The organism is Nocardioides xinjiangensis, from assembly GCF_017916385.1.
In the GTDB taxonomy this organism is placed as follows: Bacteria; Actinomycetota; Actinomycetes; order Propionibacteriales; family Nocardioidaceae; genus Nocardioides; species Nocardioides xinjiangensis.
This window is the reverse complement of the sequence record NZ_JAFMSW010000001.1, coordinates 2,513,623-2,535,729: the sequence shown is the minus strand read 5'-3', so window position 1 is coordinate 2,535,729 and position 22,107 is coordinate 2,513,623. Positions and strand designations below refer to the sequence as shown.

Annotated in this window: 22 protein-coding genes; 8 read left to right on the top strand and 14 right to left on the bottom strand. The window is 74.0% G+C overall.

Annotated features, from left to right (window positions below; all coding sequences use genetic code 11):
- Positions 1–10: 10 nt before the first annotated feature.
- Genes J3P32_RS12000 through J3P32_RS11985 form a run of 4 tightly spaced genes read right to left on the bottom strand, consistent with a single transcriptional unit; the run spans position 11 to position 4,026 of the window.
- On the bottom strand, positions 11–826 hold the full coding sequence (locus tag J3P32_RS12000) for an ABC transporter ATP-binding protein (protein ID WP_210439967.1): 816 nt from the start codon (positions 824–826) through the stop codon (positions 11–13).
- Positions 823–1,899 (bottom strand): FecCD family ABC transporter permease, encoded by a 1,077-nt coding sequence (locus J3P32_RS11995; protein WP_210439966.1) that lies wholly within the window; start codon positions 1,897–1,899, stop codon positions 823–825. Before J3P32_RS11995 ends, J3P32_RS12000 begins: the two co-directional genes overlap by 4 nt.
- On the bottom strand, positions 1,896–2,951 hold the full coding sequence (locus J3P32_RS11990) for a FecCD family ABC transporter permease (protein WP_210439965.1): 1,056 nt from the start codon (positions 2,949–2,951) through the stop codon (positions 1,896–1,898). The genes J3P32_RS11995 and J3P32_RS11990 overlap by 4 nt, the downstream gene beginning before the upstream one ends.
- 34 nt (positions 2,952–2,985) lie before the next feature.
- Complete coding sequence (locus J3P32_RS11985) at positions 2,986–4,026, bottom strand: ABC transporter substrate-binding protein (protein WP_210439964.1); 1,041 nt, start codon at positions 4,024–4,026, stop codon at positions 2,986–2,988.
- A 200-nt stretch (positions 4,027–4,226) separates the two neighbouring features.
- Here J3P32_RS11985 and J3P32_RS11980 point away from each other — a divergent pair, with 200 nt between their 5' ends.
- Complete coding sequence (locus J3P32_RS11980; RefSeq protein WP_210439963.1) at positions 4,227–5,030, top strand: siderophore-interacting protein; 804 nt, start codon at positions 4,227–4,229, stop codon at positions 5,028–5,030.
- 12 nt (positions 5,031–5,042) lie between these two features.
- On the opposite strand, the gene J3P32_RS11975 is transcribed toward J3P32_RS11980, so the two are convergent.
- The 3 genes from J3P32_RS11975 to J3P32_RS11965 all read right to left on the bottom strand — a co-directional run bounded on the left by J3P32_RS11975 (position 5,043) and on the right by J3P32_RS11965 (position 9,080).
- Positions 5,043–6,320 carry a glycosyltransferase gene (locus J3P32_RS11975; RefSeq protein ID WP_210439962.1) on the bottom strand — a complete coding sequence of 426 codons (1,278 nt, stop codon included), beginning with the start codon at positions 6,318–6,320 and terminating at the stop codon, positions 5,043–5,045.
- Positions 6,317–7,327: a glycosyltransferase family protein gene (locus tag J3P32_RS11970; RefSeq protein ID WP_210439961.1), complete on the bottom strand. Its 1,011-nt coding sequence runs from the start codon at positions 7,325–7,327 to the stop codon at positions 6,317–6,319. The genes J3P32_RS11975 and J3P32_RS11970 overlap by 4 nt, the downstream gene beginning before the upstream one ends.
- 73 nt (positions 7,328–7,400) lie before the next feature.
- A complete protein-coding gene (locus J3P32_RS11965) occupies positions 7,401–9,080 on the bottom strand; it encodes an ABC-F family ATP-binding cassette domain-containing protein (protein WP_210439960.1) in 1,680 nt (559 codons plus the stop codon).
- A gap of 109 nt (positions 9,081–9,189) precedes the next feature.
- Between J3P32_RS11965 and J3P32_RS11960 the strand changes: the two genes are divergently transcribed.
- Positions 9,190–10,449, top strand: coding sequence for an Nramp family divalent metal transporter (locus J3P32_RS11960; RefSeq protein ID WP_210439959.1), 1,260 nt, complete (start codon positions 9,190–9,192; stop codon positions 10,447–10,449).
- Positions 10,450–10,478: 29 nt separating this feature from the next.
- On the opposite strand, the gene J3P32_RS11955 is transcribed toward J3P32_RS11960, so the two are convergent.
- From J3P32_RS11955 to mgrA, 3 genes are read right to left on the bottom strand one after another with little or no spacing between them, the layout of a single operon-like run.
- A complete protein-coding gene (locus J3P32_RS11955) occupies positions 10,479–11,213 on the bottom strand; it encodes an N-acetyltransferase (protein ID WP_210439958.1) in 735 nt (244 codons plus the stop codon).
- Positions 11,214–11,253: 40 nt separating this feature from the next.
- Entirely contained in the window at positions 11,254–12,630 is a 1,377-nt protein-coding gene (locus J3P32_RS18520) for an FAD-dependent oxidoreductase (RefSeq protein WP_210439957.1), read from the bottom strand.
- Between the two features lie 49 nt (positions 12,631–12,679).
- A complete protein-coding gene (gene mgrA / locus J3P32_RS11945; protein WP_210439956.1) occupies positions 12,680–13,708 on the bottom strand; it encodes an L-glyceraldehyde 3-phosphate reductase in 1,029 nt (342 codons plus the stop codon).
- A gap of 112 nt (positions 13,709–13,820) precedes the next feature.
- Here mgrA and J3P32_RS11940 point away from each other — a divergent pair, with 112 nt between their 5' ends.
- Both J3P32_RS11940 and J3P32_RS18515 read left to right on the top strand, forming a co-directional pair.
- On the top strand, positions 13,821–15,065 hold the full coding sequence (locus J3P32_RS11940; protein WP_210439955.1) for a cytochrome P450: 1,245 nt from the start codon (positions 13,821–13,823) through the stop codon (positions 15,063–15,065).
- A 39-nt stretch (positions 15,066–15,104) separates the two neighbouring features.
- Positions 15,105–15,923 (top strand): sortase domain-containing protein, encoded by an 819-nt coding sequence (locus tag J3P32_RS18515; protein ID WP_307861675.1) that lies wholly within the window; start codon positions 15,105–15,107, stop codon positions 15,921–15,923.
- Between the two features lie 21 nt (positions 15,924–15,944).
- Here J3P32_RS18515 and J3P32_RS11930 read toward each other — a convergent pair whose 3' ends face one another.
- On the bottom strand, positions 15,945–16,541 hold the full coding sequence (locus tag J3P32_RS11930; RefSeq protein ID WP_210439954.1) for a class I SAM-dependent methyltransferase: 597 nt from the start codon (positions 16,539–16,541) through the stop codon (positions 15,945–15,947).
- Positions 16,534–17,370 carry a tRNA pseudouridine(38-40) synthase TruA gene (gene truA, locus J3P32_RS11925; RefSeq protein WP_210439953.1) on the bottom strand — a complete coding sequence of 279 codons (837 nt, stop codon included), beginning with the start codon at positions 17,368–17,370 and terminating at the stop codon, positions 16,534–16,536. Before truA ends, J3P32_RS11930 begins: the two co-directional genes overlap by 8 nt.
- A 142-nt stretch (positions 17,371–17,512) precedes the next feature.
- On the opposite strand from truA, the gene J3P32_RS11920 reads away from it, so the two are divergent.
- From J3P32_RS11920 to J3P32_RS11905, 4 genes are read left to right on the top strand one after another with little or no spacing between them, the layout of a single operon-like run.
- Positions 17,513–17,881: an ArsR/SmtB family transcription factor gene (locus tag J3P32_RS11920; protein WP_210439952.1), complete on the top strand. Its 369-nt coding sequence runs from the start codon at positions 17,513–17,515 to the stop codon at positions 17,879–17,881.
- Positions 17,878–18,396 carry an SRPBCC family protein gene (locus J3P32_RS11915; RefSeq protein WP_210439951.1) on the top strand — a complete coding sequence of 173 codons (519 nt, stop codon included), beginning with the start codon at positions 17,878–17,880 and terminating at the stop codon, positions 18,394–18,396. The genes J3P32_RS11920 and J3P32_RS11915 overlap by 4 nt, the downstream gene beginning before the upstream one ends.
- Positions 18,396–18,962 carry a TIGR03086 family metal-binding protein gene (locus J3P32_RS11910; protein WP_210439950.1) on the top strand — a complete coding sequence of 189 codons (567 nt, stop codon included), beginning with the start codon at positions 18,396–18,398 and terminating at the stop codon, positions 18,960–18,962. The genes J3P32_RS11915 and J3P32_RS11910 overlap by 1 nt, the downstream gene beginning before the upstream one ends.
- Positions 18,963–18,993: 31 nt before the next feature.
- Positions 18,994–19,950, top strand: coding sequence for a ketopantoate reductase family protein (locus J3P32_RS11905; RefSeq protein WP_210439949.1), 957 nt, complete (start codon positions 18,994–18,996; stop codon positions 19,948–19,950).
- Between the two features lie 324 nt (positions 19,951–20,274).
- Here the strand turns inward: J3P32_RS11905 and rplQ are convergent, their stop codons facing one another.
- Together rplQ and J3P32_RS11895 are read right to left on the bottom strand one after the other, a co-directional pair.
- The gene (rplQ, locus tag J3P32_RS11900; RefSeq protein ID WP_210439948.1) at positions 20,275–20,880 is read right to left on the bottom strand and encodes a 50S ribosomal protein L17; all 606 of its coding nucleotides are present in this window, start codon (positions 20,878–20,880) and stop codon (positions 20,275–20,277) included.
- A gap of 95 nt (positions 20,881–20,975) precedes the next feature.
- Positions 20,976–21,992, bottom strand: a complete 1,017-nt coding sequence (locus J3P32_RS11895; RefSeq protein ID WP_210439947.1) for a DNA-directed RNA polymerase subunit alpha — start codon at positions 21,990–21,992, stop codon at positions 20,976–20,978.
- Positions 21,993–22,107: the final 115 nt, after the last annotated feature.

The window sequence follows — 22,107 nt, the reverse complement described above, 5'->3', positions numbered from 1 at the left end:
CCTGCACCGATCAGCCGTCCCGCGTGAGCACGTGGTGCCGCCCGATGGGCAGCATGAGCGGCTTGCCCGACACCGGGTCCTCGATGACGGTGCTGGGCATCCCGAAGACGTCGCGGACGAGCTCGGGCACGAGCACCTCGTGGGGTCGGCCCGCGGAGTGCAGCCGGCCGTCGTGGAGGGCGACCAGGTGGTCGGCGTAGCGCGCCGCGAGGTTGAGGTCGTGGAGCACCATCACGATGGTCGTGCCGCTGGTGCGGTTGAGGTCGGTCAGCAGGTCGAGCACCTCGACCTGGTGGCTGATGTCGAGGAAGGTGGTGGGCTCGTCGAGGAGCAGCACCTCGGTCTCCTGCGCGAGCGCCATCGCGATCCACACGCGCTGCCGCTGCCCGCCGGACAGCTCGTCGACGGCGCGGTCCATCAGCTCCAGGGTGTCGGTGGCCCGCAGCGCAGCGGTCACGGCGCGGTCGTCGGCCTGCGACCAGCGGGCGAGGACGCGCTGGTGCGGGTGCCGGCCCCGTCCGACGAGCTCGCCGACGGTGATGCCCTCCGGCGCGATCGGCGACTGCGGCAGCAGCCCCATCCGGCGGGCGAGCTGCTTGGCCGGCGTGGCGTGGACCTCCTTACCGTCGAGGAGCACGCGGCCGGTGCGGGGCGGCAGCAGCCGCGTCATCGAGCGCAGCAGCGTGGACTTGCCGCACGCGTTGGGCCCCACGATGGCGGTGACGTCGCCCGGCGCGATGACGAGGTCGAGGTCGTGGACGACCTCCCGGTCGCCGTAGCCGAGCGTCAGCCGCTCGATCTCCAGGCGCGGCTGGCTGGTGGTCACAGGGTGCCTCCGACCCGGTTGACGCGGACGATGAGGTAGAGCAGATAGGGGGCGCCGAGGATGCCCGTGACGACGCCGACGGGCAGCCGGGTGCCGAAGGCGTACTGACCGGCGAGGTCCGCGACGAGGGTGAGCAGCGCCCCGACGAGCGCCGCCGGCACCAGCAGGGACCCCCGTGGCCCCACCACCCGGGCGGCGATGGGGCCGGACAGCAGCGCGAGGAACGCGATCGGCCCGGACGCCGCCGTGGCCAGGCACACGAGCCCGACCGCGGCCACGATGGTGAGCAGTCGCGTGCGCTCGATGCGTACGCCGAGCGCCGAGGCCGCGTCGTCGCCGAGCTGCGCGGCCGCCAGGGCGCGCGTCTGGAGGAGCACGGTGCTGCCCAGCACGATAACGGCGGCGAGGACCACCAGGACGTCGCGCCAGAGGGCGCCGTTGAGGCTCCCGGTGAGCCAGCGCAGCGCCTCGGCGAGCTGGAAGTTGGTGGCGCGCTCGAGCTGCCAGGCGATGACGCTCTGCATCATCGCGGCCACGCCGATGCCGATCAGGATCAGCCGCGTGCCGGCCGCGGTGCCGCGCCGGTAGGCCAGCAGGTAGATGGTGAGGGCGACGCCGATCCCCGCCGCGACCGCGAGCCAGGAGACGGCGAGTCCGCTGAGGGAGAGGCTGACGATGGCGACGGCGGCAGCGGCGCTGGCACCCTCGGTGACCCCGATGACGTCCGGGCTCGCGAGCGGGTTGCGCAGGAGCGTCTGGAAGGTGACCCCCGCCAGGCCGAACGCGACCCCCACGAGCAGCGCGAGGGTGGCCCGCGGCAGCCGCAGCCGCCCGACGACGAACTCGGCGCCGCCGGCGTCGTCGCCGACCACCACGCGCGCCACGTCGACCAGCCCGTAGGTCGTCGACCCGAGCATGAGGCTGCCGAGGTAGGCGGCCAGCACGAGCGCGGCCAGGGCGCCGACGAGCTGGCGGCGCCTGCGGTGGCGGGCCCGGCGTGCGGAGACCACCCGGAGGAGGTCGGGGCTGTCGGCGGCCACGTCGTCGGCCACCGTGCGCGGGAGGACGCTCACAGCTCACGCACCCGGGACCCGCGGACCACCGCGATGAGGACCGGCGCCCCGACGAGGGCCGTGACGATCCCGACGTCCACCTCCGACGGCGGCACGACGACGCGTCCCAGGACGTCGCCGACGAGCAGCAGCACGGCGCCGCCCATGGCGCTGAAGGGCAGCAGCCAGCGGTGGTCGGTCCCGAGCAGCAGCCGACCGACGTGGGGCACGACGAGGCCGACGAAGGCGATCGGTCCGGTGACGGCCGTCGTGGCGCCCGCCAGGGTGACGGCACCGGCGGCGGCCAGCAGCCGGGTGCGGTTCACGTCCTCGCCCAGGCCGGCCGCGAGGTCGTCGCCGAGGCCGAGCATGTTCAGGCCGCGGGCGCACCAGGCGCAGAGCAGCGCCCCGGCCAGCAGGAACGGCGCCACCAGCCAGACCTTGTCGTCGGTCGCGCCGCCGACGCCGCCGACCTGCCACGAGACGACGTTCTCGGAGATGTCGGGGCGGGGCAGCACCACGGCGGTGACGAACGACGAGAGGGCGGCCGCGGTGGCTGCCCCGGCCAGCGTCAGCTTCAGCGGTGTGGCCCCGCCGCGCCCGAGGGACCCCACGGTCCAGACGAAGGCGGAGGCGAGCGCCGCCCCCACGATCGCGACCCAGATGTAGCTCGTCGGGGAGACCAGGCCGAACCAGGCGATGCCGCTGACGACGGCCAGGGAGGCGCCCGTGTTGACCCCCAGGATCCCGGGATCGGCCAGCGGGTTGCGGGTGATGCCCTGCAGCACGAGCCCCGACACCGCCAGGGCGGCTCCTGCGACGGCCGCCAGCAGCGTGCGCGGCACCCGCTTCGCGACCGCGGCCTCGGCGAACCCGTCGGCGCGGCCCGAGACACCGGCCCAGACCTCGGCCCAGGACACGTCGCGCGAGCCGAGGACGATGGACGTGGCGGCGGCGGCGAGCAGCGCGACCGCGAGCAGGAGCAGCGCCAGGCCCCGGGTCCGGCGCGCTCGCAGCGGCGCTGCAGGGGCGGCGGGTCCGGAGGCCTGGCGGCTGCCCAGCGACGTCGTCACTGGTGGGTCACCGCGTCAGGGTCGCTCGGCGGCATCACTCGGTCGTGTACGCGGCCGCGTCGGCCAGCAGGGCGACGTAGTCCTCGACGAGGTAGGGGACCGAGAGCGCCGTGGGGTTCGCGGCCGTGCCCATCGCCTCGGCGCCGTCGAGCGTGACGATGGCCTCGTTCTTCACCGCCGGCAGCTGGGACAGCACGGGGTCGCCCTCGAGCGCGTCGATGAGCTCCTGGCCACCGTAGGTGATGATGACGTCCACGTCGGCGAGCTCGTCGGCGCGCTCGGCGCTGATGGAGCCCGCGTAGTCGGTGCTGTCGCCCGTCGCCTCGACGATGCTCGGCGCGATCTCCATGCCGATGTCGGTGAGGTACTTCGAGCGCGTGTCGGCGGCGCTGTAGAAGTTGATCTCGCTGAGGTCCGCAGGGTCGACGTGGGTCATGAACATGCCCGTCACGCCCTCGAGCTCGGGCCGCGTCGCCAGAGCGTCGTCGATGGTCTGCTCCAGGTCGGCGACCAGCTGCTCCCCCTCGGCCTCCATGCCGAGGCCCGTGGCGTTCTGCACGATGGAGTCGCGCCACTCGGTCGCCCACGGGTCGTCCGGGTACGCCACGACCGGCGCGATCTCGCTGAGGGTGTTGTAGTCGTCCTCGGTGAGGCCCGAGTAGCCGGCCAGGATCACGTCGGGGTCGGTGCCCGCGACGGCCTCGAAGTCGTAGCCGTCGGTCTCGTCGAAGAGGACCGGCGTCTCGGCGCCGAGCTCCTCGAGCCGGTCCTCGGTCCACTGCTGGACGCCGTCGCCGTCGTCGTCGCCCCACGTCATCTCGGACATGCCGACCGGCACGATGCCGAGCGCGAGCGGGACCTCCTGGTTGGCGAAGTCGACCGTCGCCACCCGCTCGGGCTTCTCCTCGATGACCGTCTCGCCGAACGCGTGCTGCACGGTGACCGGCTGCCAGTCCTTCGTGGCCGCGCTCCCCGACGGAGCCTCCGTCCCCTCGGCCTCCGAGCCGCACGCCGCCAGGGTCGCGGCGATCGCGACCAGTGCGACGGGCAGCGCCGTCCTTCGTGCTGCAGACATCTCGTCCCCGCTTTCTCGATTAGGTAAGGCAAACCTAACTGATACGGTGGACCCGGGTCGACAGGGGGTCGGCCCGCCCGCGCCGGCCCACCGGCCACCGCGCGGGCGACGTCCCGAGGAGATCGCCGTGCACCATCCCGTTCCGTCCCGCCCGCGTCAGTTTGAGCCGTACGCCGCTGCGCCCGACGGGCGGTGCTGACGTGCACGGGGAGGTCGTCTCCACGCAGCGCCTCGGCTCGCACCTGGTCCGGGTGGTGCTCGGCGGGCCCGGGCTCGCGGGCTTCGTCTCCACCGGGGACGCCGACGAGTACGTCAACTGCTTCTTCCTGCCGCCGTCCGCGCCCTACTCCGTGCCGTTCCAGGACGACGAGGTGCGCGACCTGCCGCGGGCCCAGCGGCCGTTCGCACGTCGCATCACCGTGCGCTCCTGGGACGAGGCCCGCGGCCAGCTGACCCTGGACATCGCCGCGCACGGCGACGTGGGTCACGCCGGCCGGTGGGCGCTGCACGCCTCCCCCGGCGACCGCCTGCAGCTGCGCGGCCCGGCCGGCGGCTACCGGCCCCACCCCGAGGCCGACAGCTACCTGATGGTGGGTGACGAGAGCGCGCTCCCGGCCATCGCCGCCTGCGCCGAGGCCGTTCCCGCGGGCCGGCCGGTCGTGGCGGTCGTCGAGGTCGAGGACGCCGCCGGCGAGGTGCCGCTCAGCTCCTCGGGCGTCCTCGACGTCCGCTGGGTGCACCGGGCCTCGCACGCGGGCGACCCGGACGACCTCCTCGCCGAGACGGTGCGCGCGCTCCCCCGGCCCCCCGGGACCGTCAGTGCCTTCGTGCACGGTGAGGCTGCGGCGACGCGTGCCGTGCGCCGCGTCCTGCTCGGCGAGCGGATCGTGCGCGAGGAGCTGCTCTCCTGCTCGCCCTACTGGCGCCGCGGGCTCGACGACGAGCAGTGGCGTGCGGTCAAGGCGGACTGGGTGCGCGCGGTGGCGGCGGAGGTCCCGGCCTGAGCGCAGCGGCGCTCAGCCGCCGGCCCACCCGCCCAACCACGACTCCAGCGTGACGTCCCCCGTCCACGGCCGCAGCGCCGTGGCGAGCGGCGGGCCGCCCGGCGCCAGGTCGGCCCGGTGCCACCGGGCCGCCCGGCGCAGGAGCCGCAGGTCCTGGACCTCCGCGCTGCCGGCGGCCACCTCGCGCGAGGCGACGGTGCCGTCGAGGCCCTCGAGCGCCGACGTCCAGGCCGCTCGGTCGCCGACCAGCCCGCGTCGTACGACGAGGTGCAGGCGCGCGCTGGCGGGGAGGTCGTCCTCGAGCCGCAGCACCCGGGGGTCGGCGCCCACCAGCGCCCGGTGCTGCCCACCGAGCCGGACGGCCGCGCGGGGCAGGGCCGCCAGCAGCGAGTCGAGCGTGACGAGCGCCTCGGTCGGCCCCAGCTCCGGCTGGAGGGTCACGACGAGGTCCGCCGGACCGCGCCCGAGCCCGCGCCACGTCGTGCCCGGGGCACAGGTGCGGTCGGCGACCGCGACGGTCTCGGCCAGCCGGGAGTCCGGATCGCGCCGGCGCGTCGCGGCGTCGGGGCCGTCGTGCCAGGCGACGGCGTCCGGGCGGTGCGCCAGCAGGCCGCCGGCGAGCCACGACCGGTGCGCGAGCTCCCAGTCCTCCCCGCCGTAGGAGCGGAACGACTCGTCGAACCCGCCGACCTCGTCGTACCACCAGCGGCTGCACGCCAGCACGGCGCTGATCACGAAGCGGTGGCTCGTCGCGTCGGCGTCGAGCAGGTCGCGCGTGGCGGCGTACGCGGTGCGCAGCCACTCCGGCTCGGGGAGCTCCTGCGTCGGCCCGACCGCCTCGACGATGTCCCCGGGGGACGTGCCGGACAGGTCCGCGTGGCGACGGCGGCCGACGACCAGCGCCTCCGGCAACGCCTCGGGCAGCGCCGCCATGCGCTCGAGGAACGCGGGTTCGGGGCAGGTGTCGGCGTCGAGCAGCACCAGCACCTCGCCGCTGGTCGCGGCGACCCCGAGGTTGCGGGCAGCGGCCGCCCGGAAACCCTCGTCGGCCTGCCGCACGAGCCGGACGCCGGGCGGGACGTCGGGCGCCCTGCTGGAGCCGTCGTCGGCGACGACGACCTCGTCGGGGAGGCGGGTCTGGCGGCGCAGCGCCGCCAGGGTCCGGTCGAGCTGGGCCTGCTGCTCGTAGTGCGTCACCACCACCGACACGCTCCGTCGCGGCGAGCCGGTGGGAGCGAGGTCCCACCGGTTGCCGGGCACGCTCGTCCCGTAGGGCGGTGGAGCGGTCATCGGTGCACCGCGGCCCACCAGGCGCGGTAGGCCTCGACGGTGTCGGCCAACCGGGGCCCGAGGTCCGCGTCGGGGGCCGTCCACGTGGACGAGGGCCGCAGCAGCGCCTCCTCCAGGCGCGGCACGAGCGTCGCGTCGCCGAAGAGGGTGATCGTGCCGGGCCGCAGTGCCGCCATCTCCCTGGCGTAGGCACCGTCGCGCACGAGCGGCCGGCGTCCGGCGGCGATCCACGAGTTGACGCTCGCCGACGCGGACACGTTGCGGTGCGCCGCGACGGGCACGGTGACGCGCTGCAGGGCACGGACGACCCCGCCCTCCGGCACCCGACCGGTCACCTCGAGCGGCACACCGCGCTCCCGGCTCAGGCGCAGCATCGTCGCCACCTCCTCGGCGTGCCCGGGCGCCGCGCCGCCGAGCACGCGCACCAGTGCCGACGTCCCTCCGCGCCGGAGAGCCGCCGCGGCCCGCACCACCTGGCGGTGACCCTTGCCCGGGTAGACGAACCCGAACACCCCCAGCACCGGCTCGGCGGGCGAGGTCGTGCCGACGATGCGCGGGATGCGCGCCACCTCGGGCACCGGGAGCGGGATCACCGTCCCGCGGGCGCCGGCCGCGCTCCAGCGATCGACCAGCGCGTGCTCGTGCCACGAGTTGGTGACCCAGGCCCGACACGCCCGCACGATCCGCCCGTACGCCGCCGCCCGCTCGTGGAACAAAGGTCCGTCGGTCGGCTGCGGGACGTCGTGCAGCGTCACCGTCAGGCACACCCGCCGCGCGAGCGACTCCACCGCCGCCGCGGCGTCCCGGGGGTCGCGGCCGAGCAGGCGGTCGGTCACGTGGAGGTGCACCGGGGTCCCGGCGACGAGGCGCCCGACGTCCCGGACGACCGGCGCCCCTGCGGCTCCGGCCACCTCGCCGGCGTACCGGGTGACGCCGTGCGTGGCGGGCCCGAGCAACAGGTGGTGGGGCACCGCGAGCGCGTCGGGACGGCGCGAGGGCTGCAGCACGGCGACATCCTCACCGCCCTCGACAAACCTTGTCCTCCCCCGAAGGCGTGCACTTTCCCGGGCACGCCGCGGCTCAGCGGGCGCGCGCCACGCGGCCCTCGTCCCACACCGGTCCGTCGGACTCGTAGACCTCGCCGTCGGCACCGTAGACCAGGAACCGGTCGAAGCCGCGTGCGAACCAGCGGTCGTGGGTCACCGCGAGCACCGTGCCCTCGAAGGCCTCGAGACCGGCCTCGAGCGCCTCCGCGGACTGCACGTCGAGGTTGTCGGTCGGCTCGTCCAGCAGCAGCAGGGTGGCTCCGGACAGCTCGAGCAGCAGGATCTGGAAGCGGGCCTGCTGGCCGCCGCTGAGCGACTCGAACCGCTGCTCGCCGGCGTGCGCGAGCTCGTACCTGTCCAGCACCCGGCTCGCGGCCTCGCGACCCATGCCGTCGCGGTGGTCGTCGCCGCGGTGCAGGATCTCCAGCAGGGTGCGACCGACCAGCTCGGGGTGCTCGTGCGTCTGCACGAACCAGCCCGGCCGGACCCGGGCTCCCAGCTTGGCGCTGCCGGTGTGCGCGACGGGCGCCGGAGGGACGCCGACGGGCTGGTGCTCGACGTCGGGGTCGCTCCCGCCGGCAGCCAGCAGCCGCAGGAAGTGCGACTTGCCGGACCCGTTGGAGCCCAGCACGGCCACCCGCTCGCCGTACCAGACCTCGAGGTCGAACGGCTTCATCAGGCGGGTCAGCTCGAGGTCGGTGCACACGACGGCGCGCTTGCCCGTGCGCCCGCCCTTGAGCCGCATCTTCACCTGCTGCTCGCGCGGCTGCTCGGTCGGCGGACCGGCGTCCTCGAACTTCCTCAGCCGGGTCTGCGCCGCCTGGTAGCGGCTGGCCATGTCGGAGTTGTAGGCCGCCTTCTGCTTGTACATCAGCATCTGGGCGCGCAGCTTGGCGTGCTCCTCGTCCCAGCGCCGGCGCAGCTCCTCGAACCGCTCGAAGCGCTCGGCGCGAGCCTGGTGGTAGCTCGCGAAGCCGCCCGGGTGCGTCCACACCAGGTTGCCGGCGCTGCCGAGCTCGACGGTGACGATCCGGGTGGCCGTGTTGGCGAGCAGCTCGCGGTCGTGGCTGATGAAGAGGATCGTCTTCGGCGACTCGCGGATCCGCTCCTCGAGCCAGATCTTGCCGGGCACGTCGAGGTAGTTGTCGGGCTCGTCGAGCAGCAGCACCTGGTCGGGGCCCTGGAGGAGGTACTCCAGCACCAGCCGCTTCTGCTCGCCGCCCGACAGCGTCGTGAGGGCGCGGTACTTCGCGCGGTCGTAGGGCAGGCCCATCGCCGCGGTGGTCACCTTGTCCCAGACGACCTCGAGGTCGTAGCCGCCCACGTCGCCGTAGTGCCCGAGCGCCTCGGCGTACGCCATCTGCACCGGCTCGCTGTCGTCGTCCATCAGCCGCAGCTCGTGGTCGGCGACCTCCCGGGCCCACCGGCGCACGTCGGCCGGCGCCACGGAGAGCAGCAGGTCGGCGACGGTCTCGTCGGCACCCCCGTGACCGACGAACTGACGCATCACCCCCAGCCCCCCGGAGCGCGTGACCACGCCCGCGTGCGGCTTGAGGTCGCCGGTGACGATCCGCAGGAGCGTGGTCTTGCCCGCCCCGTTGGCACCGACGAGCGCGACCTTCTGGCCGTCGCCCACCCGGAAGCTGACGTCGTCGAGCAGCACCCGCCCGTCCGGCAGCTCGTATCGCACCCCGGCGACATCCACGTGACCCACGCAGCGATTCTCGCAAGCACCGCCGGTCCGCGTCGCGTGGATTTCCGGCGGCGTCCAGGCGGCACCGCACCGGCGCACGGTGGTCTAGTCCGCGGCTAGGGTGCACCCCATGTCCCAGAGCACCTCCCCGGAGCAGACCACCGTCCCGCGCTGGAAGATCATCGGTCCCGGCCTCGTGGTCGCCGCGACCGGCGTCGGCGCCGCCGACCTGGTCGCGACCCTGATCGCCGGCCAGAAGTTCGGCTACACGCTGCTGTGGTGCGTCGTCGTCGGGTGCGTGATGAAGATCGTGCTGGTCGAGGGCGCGGGCCGCTACTCGCTCGCGACCGGACGGACGATCTTCGAGGGCTGGCGCTCGCTCGGCGTGTGGACGACGTGGTACTTCGCGCCGTACATCGTGATCTGGGGCTTCGTCTACGGCGCCGCCGCCATGGCAGGCACCGGTCTCGCGCTGCAAGGCCTCGCTGGCGGCCTGTCCACCACGTGGTGGGGCATCCTGTCCGGGCTGCTCGGCCTCGTCCTGGTGTGGACCGGGCGCTACGGCGTCTTCGAGAAGGTCCTGGCCGCCCTGGTCGGCATCATGTTCGTCACCATGGTCGGCGCCGCGCTGCTGACGCTGCCCAACCTCGGCGAGCTGGTCACGGGCCTGGCGCCGCGCATCCCGGACGGCGGCCTCGTCAACACCCTCGCGCTGGCCGGCGGGGTCGGTGGCACCATCACGCTCGCCGCCTACGGCTACTGGCTGCGGGAGAAGGGCTGGGACACCCCCCGGTTCATGCGGGTCATGCGCATCGACAACACGGTGGCCTACGTCGTGACCGGCATCTTCGTGCTCGCCACCCTGGTCGTGGGCGCGGAGCTGCTCTACTCCACGAGCGTCGCGATCGAGAGCGGCGACGCCGGCCTGCTCGACCTCGGCGTGGTCCTGCAGGACCGCTACGGCCAGTGGGCGGGCAAGCTGTTCCTGCTCGGGTTCTGGGCGGCCGCGATGTCCTCGCTGGTCGGGGTCTGGAACGGCGTGAGCCTGATGTTCGCCGACTTCATGACGCACGCCACCGGCGGCACCAGCGCCGACCCCGCCGCCCGCGCCGGCGGCAGGTGGTACCGCGCGTACATCCTGTGGCTGACCTTCCCGCCGATGGCGATGATGTTCCTCGGCAAGCCCGTGTGGCTGATCCTGGCCTACGGCGTGCTCGGCGCGTTCTTCATGCCGTTCCTGGCGATCACGCTGCTGTGGCTGCTCAACACCGACCGCACGCCGCAGGAGTGGCGCAACAAGCTCCACTCGAACGTGCTGATGGCGCTGTGCGCCCTCGCCTTCCTGGCCCTGTGCGTCAACGAGGTGCGCAAGGCGGTCTCGGGAGGCTGACGCCGGCCGCGGGCCTCTCGCCCCGGGCCTCACACTCCCGTGGGGTGGCGGACCCACACGTTCGGCTCGACGTACGTCGCGGTGCCGTGCTCGGCGTCGCACATCACCGGCGCGAGGGCCCCGGGCACGACGACGGGCCCGGTCGTGTCGAACGGCAGCCCGGTCCACTCGCGCCACTCCTCCACGGTGCCCGGGATGACCATGGAGCGCGGCGCGACCCGGTCGATGCGGCCGCCGGCCCGCACGTGCACGCGCAACCACGGGTCGACGGGCAGCCCGTCGCCGCGGGTGCGGAACGCGTACGTCGCCATGGGCTCGTGGACGTCGGCCTTCGCGTTGGGACGCACCGGCGCGACGAGCTCGGAGAAGCCGAGCCGTCCGGCGTTCTCCCGCAGCGCCGTGAGGATCCGCCCCGAGAGCCCGGTGCCCTGGAGCCCGGGCTCGACCGCGATCTCCACGGCGCTGACGGCGTCCGGCTGCTCGCCCCGGAGCCGGGTGAGCAGGCCGCTGCGGATGGCGGCGTCCCAGCCGGCGTCGGGGAGCTCGCCCTCGCCCAGCTGGAAGGGCACCGAGTGGGCCTTGGCGACCATCCGGCCGGACGCGTCCAGGCAGACCAGCACGAACTCGCTGAACTCGCTCAGGACGTTGTAGTACGCGTTGCCGATCGGGTCGTGCTTCATGAACTCCGGCCACGACGTCTCGAGGTCCCAGAAGACCTCCATGAGGTCGGGGCGGTCGGCGAGGGTGACGATCTCGAGCTCCATGCCGCCATCCTGCAGGCGGCGGCAACCGGTTTCCGCGGGCTCAGAGCCGCTCGGCCACCCGGCGCGCCGCCACCTGCAGCACCTCCCAGGTCGTGGAGAACGGCGGGGCGTAGGCGAGGTCCATCCACGCGAGGTCGTCGACGCTGCCGCCCGCCCAGAGGACGGCGGCGGCCGCGTCGACCCGCTTGCCCGCGCCCCGGCCGCCGACGACCTGCACGCCCAGCAGCCGCCGGGTGGCGCGGTCGGCCATCACCCAGATGGCCACGGGCTCGGCCTCGGGGAGGTAGCCGGCCGTCGTGGTGCCCTCGGTGAGCAGGGCGACCGCGTCGAAGCCGGCGGCGTCGGCGTCGCGGCGCGACAGGCCGGTGCGGGCGATCTCCAGGTGCACGTCGGCGTGGGCGAAGCGGGTGATCGAGGTGTCGACCATCCCGTCGAAGCCGAGCGACCCGCCCGCGAGGCTGTCGCCGAGCGCCCTGCCGTGCTTGGTGGCGTACGTCGCGAGGGGGCGGAACACCCACTGGTCGTCGACGCGGCGCCGCACCTCGCAGCAGTCGCCGGCCGCCCACACGTGGTCGCCGACCCGGCCGTGCGGGTCGGGCCGCAACGCCCCGTTGGGAGAGAGCTCGAGGCCGGTGCCCTCGAGGAAGCCCGTCGCCGGGCGCACGCCGACGGCGACCACCACGAGGTCCGCCGCCCTCGTGCCGCCGTCCCACCGCACGCCGCTCACCCGGCCGTCGGTGACGTCGAGGCAGGTCACCTCGGCACCCAGGACCAGCTCGGCACCCGCGTCGACGAGCCCGGTGTTGACCAGGTCGGCCAGCTCGTCCTCGAGCATCCCGGTGCCGCGCCCGCGGGTCAGCACGGTGACACCGAACCCGTGCCGCAGGGCGGCCTCGGCCACCTCGACGCCGACGTAGCCCGCGCCCACGACCACCACGTGCGCACCGTCGCCCGCCGCTGCGAAGCGCTCGATCCAGGCCGCGCCGTCGTCCAGCGTCTTGACCACGCCGACGCCGTCGTACGTCGTGCCGTCCGACCGCAGCGCCCAGTCCGGCACGACCGCCGGGGCACCGGTGGCCACCACCAGCTCGTCCCAGCCGACCGCTCCCCCGTCGGCCGTGGTCACGGTCCGGGCCGCGAGGTCGGCGGCCACGACCTCGACGCCGAAGCGCAGGTCGATCCCGGCCTCGCGGTGCTGGTCGGCGGTGCGGGCGACGAGGTCGTCACCGGTGGGGACGTCGCCGGCCATCCAGTAGGGGATGCCGCAGGCGCTGTAGGACGTGTGGTGCCCGCGCTCGAGCACGGTGACGTCCAGCCGCCGGCCCGTCCGCCGGGCGGTGCGCAGCGCCTGGTGCGCCGCGGACATCCCGGCCGCGTCGGCGCCCACGACGACCACGCGGGTGGGGGCCGGGGTCACGGGCGCACCCGCTCGGCACCCCGGGTGCGCCGGCGCTGGACGCGCTGCCTCACTGCTCGGTCTGCTTCGCCCAGAGGTTGATCCCCGACTCGACGGCGTGCTGGTCGATCTCGGCGAGCTCGTCGTCGGTGAGCGGCGCGGCCGACAGGGCGTCGAGGTTGGTGTCGAGCTGCTCCACGCTGGAGGCCCCGATGACCGCGCTCGTGACCCGCCGGTCGCGCAGCACCCACTGGAGCGCCAGCTGGGCGAGCTTCTGGCCGCGGCGCTCGGCGATGGCGTTGAGCGACCGCACCCGGTCCAGCACCTGGTCGTCCAGCCCGGCGACGGTCGAGCCCTCGCGGGCCGCGCGGGAGTCCTCGGGCACGCCGCCGAGGTAGCGGTCGGTCAGCAGCCCCTGCGCGAGCGCGGTGAAGACGATGCAGCCCATCCCCTGCTGCTCGAGCTCGTCGAGGAGCCCGCCCTCGATCCAGCGGTTGAGCATGGAGTACGACGGCTGGTGGATGAGCAGGGGCGTGCCGAGCTCCCGGGCGATGGTGGCGGCCTCCCGGGTCTTCGCCGCCGAGTAGGACGAGATGCCGACGTAGAGCGCACGGCCCGAGCGGACCGCGGTGTCGAGGGCCATCATCGTCTCCTCGACGGGGGTGTCGGGGTCGAAGCGGTGGCTGTAGAAGATGTCGACGTAGTCGAGGCCGAGCCGCTGCAGCGACTGGTCCAGCGACGCGAGCACGTACTTCCGGGAGCCGCCGCCCTGCCCGTAGGGGCCCGGCCACATGTCCCAGCCGGCCTTCGTGGAGACGATCAGCTCGTCGCGGTGGGCCGCGAAGTCGTCGCGGAGGTAGCGGCCGAAGTTCTCCTCGGCGCGGCCGTAGGGCGGGCCGTAGTTGTTCGCCAGGTCGAAGTGGGTGACCCCGCGGTCGAAGGCGCGCCGCAGGATCGCCCGCTGCGTCTCCTCGGACCGGTCGGTGCCGAAGTTCTGCCAGAGGCCCAGCGACAGGGCCGGGAGCCGCAGGCCGCTCCTCCCGGTGAACCTGTACTCCATGCCGGCTTCGTACCTGTCGGGCGCTGCGTCGTAGGGCATGGCCCCATCCTGCCTCCTCGGCCGGCCGCGTCGCTGCCTCGGGGATTCCCCCGAGGGCCGATCCGGGGCGTGCCTGATGGCGCCACACCCCTGCGGGCGGTTGACTGGCCGCATGCCAGCCACCTTGCGCAGCACGGCACTCCGGGTCGCCCTCACGTCGGCCCGCCGGGTGCCGGCCCGCATCCGCTACCCGCTCCAGCGCGACGGCGTCCAGCCGGTCCCCCGGCTCGCGCAGGCCCGCGAGCGCGGCGACGTGGTGCGCTTCGCCAGCCTGCTCGGCACCCGCGTCTGGCTCGTCACCGGGTACGACGTCGCCCGCGCCGTGCTGGCCGACTCCGAGGCCTTCGCCAACGACGTGCGCGACCTCATCGGCCGGCAGGACCGCGCCCCGGCCGAGCGCATCGGCGGCCTGGGCATGACCGACCAGCCCGACCACGGCCGCCTCCGCGGGGTGCTGACCCCCTACTTCACCCGCCGGCGGCTGGCCGAGCTCCAACCCGACATCGACCGTGTGGTCGAGACCGCCCTGGACGACATGGCGGCCCACGGACCCGAGGTCGACCTCGTCGAGCGGTTCGGCTTCCAGGTGCCGTTCGGGGTGATCTGCGACCTGCTCGGCATGCCCGACGTCGACCGGTCTGCGTTCCGCCAGCACGGCGCGGCGCGGTTCGACCTGCGCGACGCCGGCGGGCGGATCTTCGACACCGCGGCGGGCACCCGGCAGTTCCTCATCGACCTCGTCGCCGCCGAGCGATGCGAGCCCCACCTCCCTGACGGACTCCTCGCGCGGATGGTCGCCGACCACGGTGCGGACTTCGACGACGTCGAGCTCGGTGGACTCGCCGACGGCGTGTTCCTCGGCGGCTACGAGACCAGCGCCAGCATGCTCTCCCTCGGCACGTGGGTCCTGCTCCAGCACCGCGACTCGTGGCAGGCGCTGCGTCGCGGCCACCCCACGGAGGTCGACCGGGTGGTCGAGGAGCTGCTGCGGTTCGTCTGCCCCGTGCAGGTCGCCTTCCCCCGAGTCGCGCGGCACGAGGTGCCGGTCGGCGAGCAGGTCGTCCGCGCCGGCGACATCGTCGTGGTGTCGCTGACCGGCGCGGGCCGCGACCCCGCGCGCCACGTCGAGGCCGAGCGCTTCGACCCCACCACGGCGTCCGCCGGGACGCTCGCCTTCGGCCACGGCCTGCACCGCTGCATCGGCGCGGAGCTGGCGCGCATGGAGCTCCGGACCGCGCTCGTCGCCCTGGCCCGCCGGTTCCCCGACCTCGCGCTCGCCTGCGACCCCACGGAGCTGCGCTTCACCGAGCTCGCCATCGTCCACGGCGTGGAGCGGCTGCCCGTCCGCTTGGGCTGACGGCGCCTCGCACGCCCAGCTCCTCCGTACGGTGGAGTCGTGGCAGGCCGCGTCGCGCTCATCCTCGCCGCGGCCCTCGCCGTGGTGACGACGGCGTGCGCCGCCGACGACCCGCGGGCCGGGCGGACTCCCGCACAGGGGCGCACGACGAGCGCGTCGGCGCCCGAGGCGGGCACGGCGTCCGAGCCCACCGAGCCCACCGAGCCCACCGAGCCCACCGAGCCCACCGAGCCCACCGAGCCCACCGAGCCCACCGGGCCCACCGAGCCCACCGAGCCCACCGAGCCCACGGAGCCCACGGAGCCCACCACCGAGCCGGAGCCCGAGCGGCCGGAGCCGCGCCGCTCCTACGTCACCATCCCGGCGATCGGGCTGCGCGACTTCCCCGTCGTGCGCTATCGCGGCTCCCCCGACGACGCGCCGGGCACTGCGCTCCAGAACGCCGGCGAGATGGCGTCCCCCCGGGGGCCGCGCGGCGGCACCGGCCCCGGCGAGGTCGGCAACTACATCGTCACCGGGCACCGGCTGACCGGCACCGCTCCCCTGCGCCACTCGCCGTCGCTGGTGCGCGGCGACCGGATCCGGGTGCGCAGCGTCGACACGCTCTACGTCTACGAGGTGCGCCGCACCCGGTGGACGTCCTTCCGCCGGCCCGCCTCGCTCCGGGCGCAGCGCGCCGAGGTGCCGGGCCGGCCCGGGCAGTACGCGACGCGAGCGATGATCACCCTCTCGACCTGCGCGACGCTCGAGGACCACGCTGCGGGCAACTACTGGTCCGACGAGTTCGACAACCCCGAGCACCGCATCGACAAGATCGGCGTGCTGGTCGCGACGCGACCCGCCCGGGACAGCCGGTGACGCGAGTGCCGACGGCAGCCCTCAGCCGCGCCGGGTCTCCAGCACCCGGAAGCCCTTGCGGCTGGCCAGCCGCTCGGTGGGCCACCCCTCGTCGGTGAGCCAGCGCTGAAGCGAGTCGGCGCCGAGGTTCTTGCCGACGACCATGACCATCCGGCCGTCCGGCGTCAGTCGGGGCAGCCAGGTGAGCAGCAGCGCGTGCAGCGCCTCCTTGCCGATGCGGATCGGCGGGTTCGACCAGATCTCGTCGAAGACCTGGTTCCCCGGCACCTGGTCCGGCAGGCACGCCACGAAGCGCGAGTCGAGGCCGGCCGCTCGGGCGTTCTCGTTGGCGAGCAGCAGGGCGCGCTCGTTGACGTCGACGCCCGTGACGTTGGCGAGCGGCACCGCGCGGGCGATGGCCAGCCCGATGACGCCGTAGCCGCAGCCGAGGTCGAGGAACTGGCCCTGCGGCGGGGGCTCCAGCTCGTGGAAGAGGACGGCCGTCGCGTGGTCGAGGTGGCCGCGGCTGAACACCCCGGCCCCGGTGTCGAAGGCGAGGGTGCTGCCCCAGAGCTCGGCGGTGAAGCGCTCGCGCTCGAAGGGGACGCTGGGGTCGGCGGAGAAGTAGTGCTCAGGCATCGATCGCCTCTCGTCGTGCTCGGGCTCGTCCGGCCTGCGCGGCCAGGTCCTCGTCGTCGGGATAGCCGACCTCCTCGAGGGTCAGGCCGTGGGCGTGCACCACCCGTACGCCCTGGTCGCGGCGCCTGCCGGCCAGCACCTCGGCCGGCCAGCCTGGCGGCCGGCGCCCCTCGCCGACCGCCAGGAGGCACCCGACGAGGGCGCGGACCATGTTGTGGCAGAAGGCGTCGGCCCGCACCGTCCCGACCACGAGGCCGGAGTCGTCGCGCGTCCAGCGGAGGTCGAGGAGGGTGCGCACCGTCGTCGCCCCCTCCCGCTGCTTGCAGAAGGAGGCGAAGTCGCGCAGTCCGACGAGCGGTGCCGACGCCTCGTTCATCGCGTCCAGGTCCAGGCGGCGGCCCCACGTCAGCACGTGACCGCGCACCAGCGGGTCGGCGAGCTCGCGTGAGTCGGCGATCCGGTAGGCGTAGCGGCGCCAGGTCGCGGAGAAGCGGGCGTCGAAGCCGTCCGGCGCCTCCACCACCCGGCGTACGCGCAGGTCGGGCGGCAGGATCCCGTCGACCCGGCGCGCGAGCGCCTCGAGCGGTGGATCGGCGGAGCGCCCGGCGGACGCGAGGACGACGTCGCGGTCCACGTCGAGGTGCGCCACCTGGCCGCGGGCGTGCACCCCGGCGTCGGTGCGGCCCGCCACCGTGACCCGTGCGTCCGGCACGCGCAGCGCGGTGGCCAGAGCCGCCTCGAGGGTGCCCTGGACGGTGCGCAGGCCCGGCTGCGCCGCCCAGCCGGAGAACTCCGCGCCGTCGTAGGCACAGTCGATCCGCAGGCGCACGCAGCGATCCTAGGCCGGGCCGCCGGGCCGCGCGGAAGCGGCGCGGCCGCCGACCCGCGCGACGTTCCTCAACCAACCGGTTGACAACCATGCCGCAGCGGGCCTACCTTGTATTCAACCGATCAGTTGAAGAAGGTGTTCCGTGACCGACCAGCTCTCCCGCGTCTTCGCCGCCCTGGCCGACCCCACTCGTCGCGACATGGTGGCCCGGCTCACGGAGGCCGACCACACCGTCAACGAGCTGGCCGCGCCGTACGAGGTGAGCGTCCAGGCCGTCTCCAAGCACCTCAAGGTGCTCGAGGACGCCGGCCTGGTGACCCGGACCCGGGAGGCCCAGCGCCGGCCGGTGCACCTGGAAGCCGAGGTGTTCGACCTGATGACCAGATGGATCGAGCGCTACCGCCGACGGGCCGAGGAGCGCTTCACGCGCCTCGACGCCGTGCTCGCGCGGATGCAGGACGACGACACCACCCACCGCTCCACCGCATCGCAGGAAGGAACCGCATCATGACCACCACGCAGGACGCCCGCACGACCCGCTACACCGAGGCCACGATCGAGGCGGACGAGAAGGTGCCCGCCATCCACATCTGGCGCGACTTCGCCGCCACGCCCGCCCAGCTGTTCCGGGCGCACACCGACCCCGAGCTGTTCGCCCGGTGGATCGGGCCCACGGGCGTGGGCGCCGACATCACGCACTGGGACGCCCGCGACGGCGGCAGCTGGAGCTACACCGCCCGTGGCAGCGACGGCCGAGAGGACTTCGAGACGTCCTTCCACGGCTGCTTCCACACGGTGCGCGAGGACCGCATCGTGCAGACGTTCACCTGGGACGGCATGCCCGACGGCGTCTCGCTGGAGACGCTGACCTTCGAGGACCTCGGCGACGGTCGCACGCGGCTCCACGCGGTGAGCCTCTGCGGCTCCTTCGAGGACCGCGACGCCTGGCTCCGCAGCGGCATGGAGGTCGGCGTCGACGACGGGTACGCCGCCATCGACACGCTGCTGGCCGACGGCGAGCTGTGATGTCGCTGCCCGAGTCCCCGGCCGCCCGCCACGAGGCCGCGGCCGGGGAGTTCTCCCGGCTGGCCGCGCACACCCCGGACTGGTCGGCCCTCTCACCGGTCGACGGCTGGACCGCGCGCGACGTCGTCGACCACCTCGTGTCGTGGTTCCCCGGCTTCCTCGCCGCCGGTGGCGTCGAGCTGCCCTTCGGTCCCCCGGTGGCCGACGACCCGGTCGCGGCGTGGCGGCACCACGCCGGCGCCGTGCAGGCGATCCTCGACGAGCGCGGCGACGAGACCTTCACGCACCCCCGGGTCGGGACGCACTCGCTCGCCGACACCGTGGACCGCTTCTACACCGCCGACGTCGTCATGCACTCCTGGGACCTCGCCCGCGCCGGCGGCCAGGAGGCGCGGATCGACGAGGACTTCGCCGGCCGGCTGCTCGAGGGGATGCGGCCGATGGAGCAGCTGCTGCGCGAGTCGGGCCAGTACGGCCCCGCCGTGCCCGTGCCCGACGACGCGCCGGTCGTGGACCGGCTGATGGCGTTCGTCGGCCGCGATCCCGGCTGGCGACCGCCTGCCTGACCCGCGCCGGGGGCGCTCGTAGGGTCGGGGCATGCGATACGTGGTGTACGGCGCGGGTGCCGTCGGCGGGGTCGTCGGCGGACACCTCCACCTCGCCGGCAGGGCTGTCACGCTGGTCGCCCGCGGCGAGCACCTGGCGGCGATCCGCGCCCGCGGCCTCACCCTCGACGCCGGCGACGGCCGCCACCGCGTCGACGCGCCGGCCACCGACTCGGCGGCGGACGTCGAGTGGACCGACGACACGGTCGTGCTGCTGGCGGTGAAGTCGCACCAGGCGGCCGCCGCCCTGGCGGACCTGCGGGCCCACGCTTCGGCGGACGTGCCGGTCGTCTGCCTGACCAACGGCGTCGCGACCGAGCTGGCCGTTCTGCGGCTCTTCGCCCGCACGTACGCCGTCTGCGTGATGCTGCCGGCCACCCACCTCGAGCCGGGGGTCGTGGTGGCCTCGTGCCACCCCACGCCGGCGATCCTCGACATCGGCCGCTTCCCGGGCGGCACCGACGCGACCACGGCCGCGGTGTCGGCCGACCTCCGCGCCGCGCGGATCGAGTCGGTGGAGCGCGAGGACATCATGGCGATGAAGCGCCGCAAGCTGGTGATGAACCTCGGCAACGGCGTGGACGCCTCGTTCGTCGAGGGCGAGGAGGCCGACCGGCTCGCGGAGCTGGCGCAGGCGGAGGGCGAGCAGGTGCTCGCCGCGGCGGGCGCCACGGTCGTGAGCGCCGAGGAGGACCGCGCCCGGCGCGGGTCGATCCTCGTGCGCCGCCCCGACCTCGAGCGCCGCGGCGGGTCGACGTGGCAGAGCCTGACCCGCGCCACCGGGGACTCCGAGATCGACTACCTCGCCGGCGAGGTCGTGCTCCAGGGCAGGCTCCTAGGCCTCCCGACGCCGGTCAACGAGGCCGTCGTGGCCGCGACGCGGAGGCTGGCCGCCACGGGCGGCGCGCCGCGCAGCCTCGACGCCGGCGCGGTCCTCGCGGCGCTCTGACCGGCCCCGCTCGCTCGGCGTACGACCCTGGACCTCCGCGTCAGCGGTGCGTGAGGCAGCTTCCTGCCCGCGAAAAGTTGCCTGCCGCACCGGTCGGGTGTACAACACCGCGTCAGCGGTGCGTGACGCAGCTTTCTACCCGCGAAAACCTGCTCCACGCACCGCTCGACCCACGACCTCCGCGCCAGCGGTGCGTGAGGCAACTTCCTGCCCGCGAAAACCTGCCCCACGCACCGCTCGGGCGTACGACGTCCGCGCCCGGGACGCGCGAAGGCCCGCCGCCCCGAAGGGTGGCGGGCCTCGCGTGGTGCGGGTGGACCTGGATCAGGCCTTGGTGTCGTCCTCGGCAGCCGGCTCGTCGGTGGCCTCGGAGGCCTCCGGCGCGTCGGTGACCTCGGCGGCGTCGCCCTGGGCCTGCGCCTCGGCCGACTCGACCTCGGTGGCCTCGGTGTCGAGCACCTCGGTCTCGCCGTCGACGCCCTCGGCCTCGACCTCGGCGGGAGCGGCCTCGGCGGCCGGCGCGGGAGCGGCAGCGGCCTCGGTCTTCTTCGTCGACGGGGCCTTGGGGCTGTAGGCCTCGGTCACCAGCTCGATGATCGCCATGGGGGCGTTGTCGCCCTTGCGGGGGCCGATCTTGGTGATCCGGGTGTAGCCACCGGGACGCTCGGCGAAGGTCGGCGCGATCTCGGTGAACAGGGTGTGCACGACCGACTTGTCACGGATGGTCTTGAGGACCTCGCGACGGTTGTGCAGGTCGCCGCGCTTGGCCTTGGTGATCAGCTTCTCCGCGACCGGGCGCAGCAGGCGTGCGCGGGTCTCGGTGGTGGTGATCCGGCCGTGCTCGAACAGGGCGGTCGCCAGGTTCGACAGCATCAGGCGCTGGTGGGCCGGGCTGCCGCCGAGGCGGGGACCCTTCTTGGGCTTGGGCATGGGGTGCCTTTCTTCTCTCGGGCCGTGTCAGGTACCCGGGTAGACGACCGGCGGCGCCGGTCGGTTTGGGTGAGGTCGGGCCGGAGCCCGGGGGTTCAGAGCTGCTCGTCCTCGATGAACGCGTCGTCGTCGTCGTCGCCGTAGGCGGCGAGGGCGGCGTGCGGGTCGAAGCCGGGCGCGCTGTCCTTGAGCGAGAGGCCCATCTCGACGAGCTTGGCCTTCACCTCGTCGATCGACTTCGCGCCGAAGTTGCGGATGTCGAGCAGGTCCTGCTCGGAGCGGGAGATCAGCTCACCCACGGTGTGGATGCCCTCGCGCTTGAGGCAGTTGTAGCTGCGGACCGTCAGCTGGAGGTCCTCGACCGGCAGTGCCAGGTCGGCGGCGAGCTGCTCGTCGACCGGCGACGGGCCGATGTCGATGCCCTCGGCCTCGACGTTGAGCTCGCGGGCCAGGCCGAAGAGCTCCACCAGGGTCTTGCCGGCCGAGGCGATGGCGTCGCGGGGACGGATCGACGGCTTCGTCTCGACGTCGATGACCAGCTTGTCGAAGTCGGTGCGCTGCTCGACACGGGTCGCCTCGACCTTGTAGGTCACCTTCAGCACGGGGCTGTAGATCGAGTCGACGGGCATGCGGCCGATCTCGTTGTCGGCGCCCTTGTTCTGCACGGACGAGACGTAGCCGCGACCGCGCTCGACGACGAGCTCCATCTCCAGCTTGCCCTTGTCGGACAGCGTGGCGATCTTGAGCTCGGGGTTGTGCACCTCGACACCGGCGGGCGGGGTGATGTCGGCGGCGGTGACGTCACCGGCACCGGACTTGCGCAGGTACATCACGACCGGCTCGTCGTGCTCGGAGGAGACGACGAGTCCCTTGAGGTTGAGGATGATCTCGGTCATGTCCTCGGTGACGCCCTCGATCGTCGAGAACTCGTGGAGGACGGAGTCGACCTTGATGCTGGTGACCGAGGCACCCGGGATGGAGCTGAGGAGCGTACGACGAAGCGAGTTGCCGAGCGTGTAGCCGAAGCCGGGCTCGAGGGGCTCGATGACGAACCGCGAGCGGAACTCGTCGACGGTCTCTTCCGTGAGGGTCGGGCGCTGAGCGATAAGCACGGAGTTTTCCTTTCCGGATCCACCCACTATTTGACGGATCCGAACCTGATGGAGTTGGCGAGGGGAAGAGCGGGGCGTCGGTGGCCGCCCGGGGCGCGGGCGGCCACCGACGGTG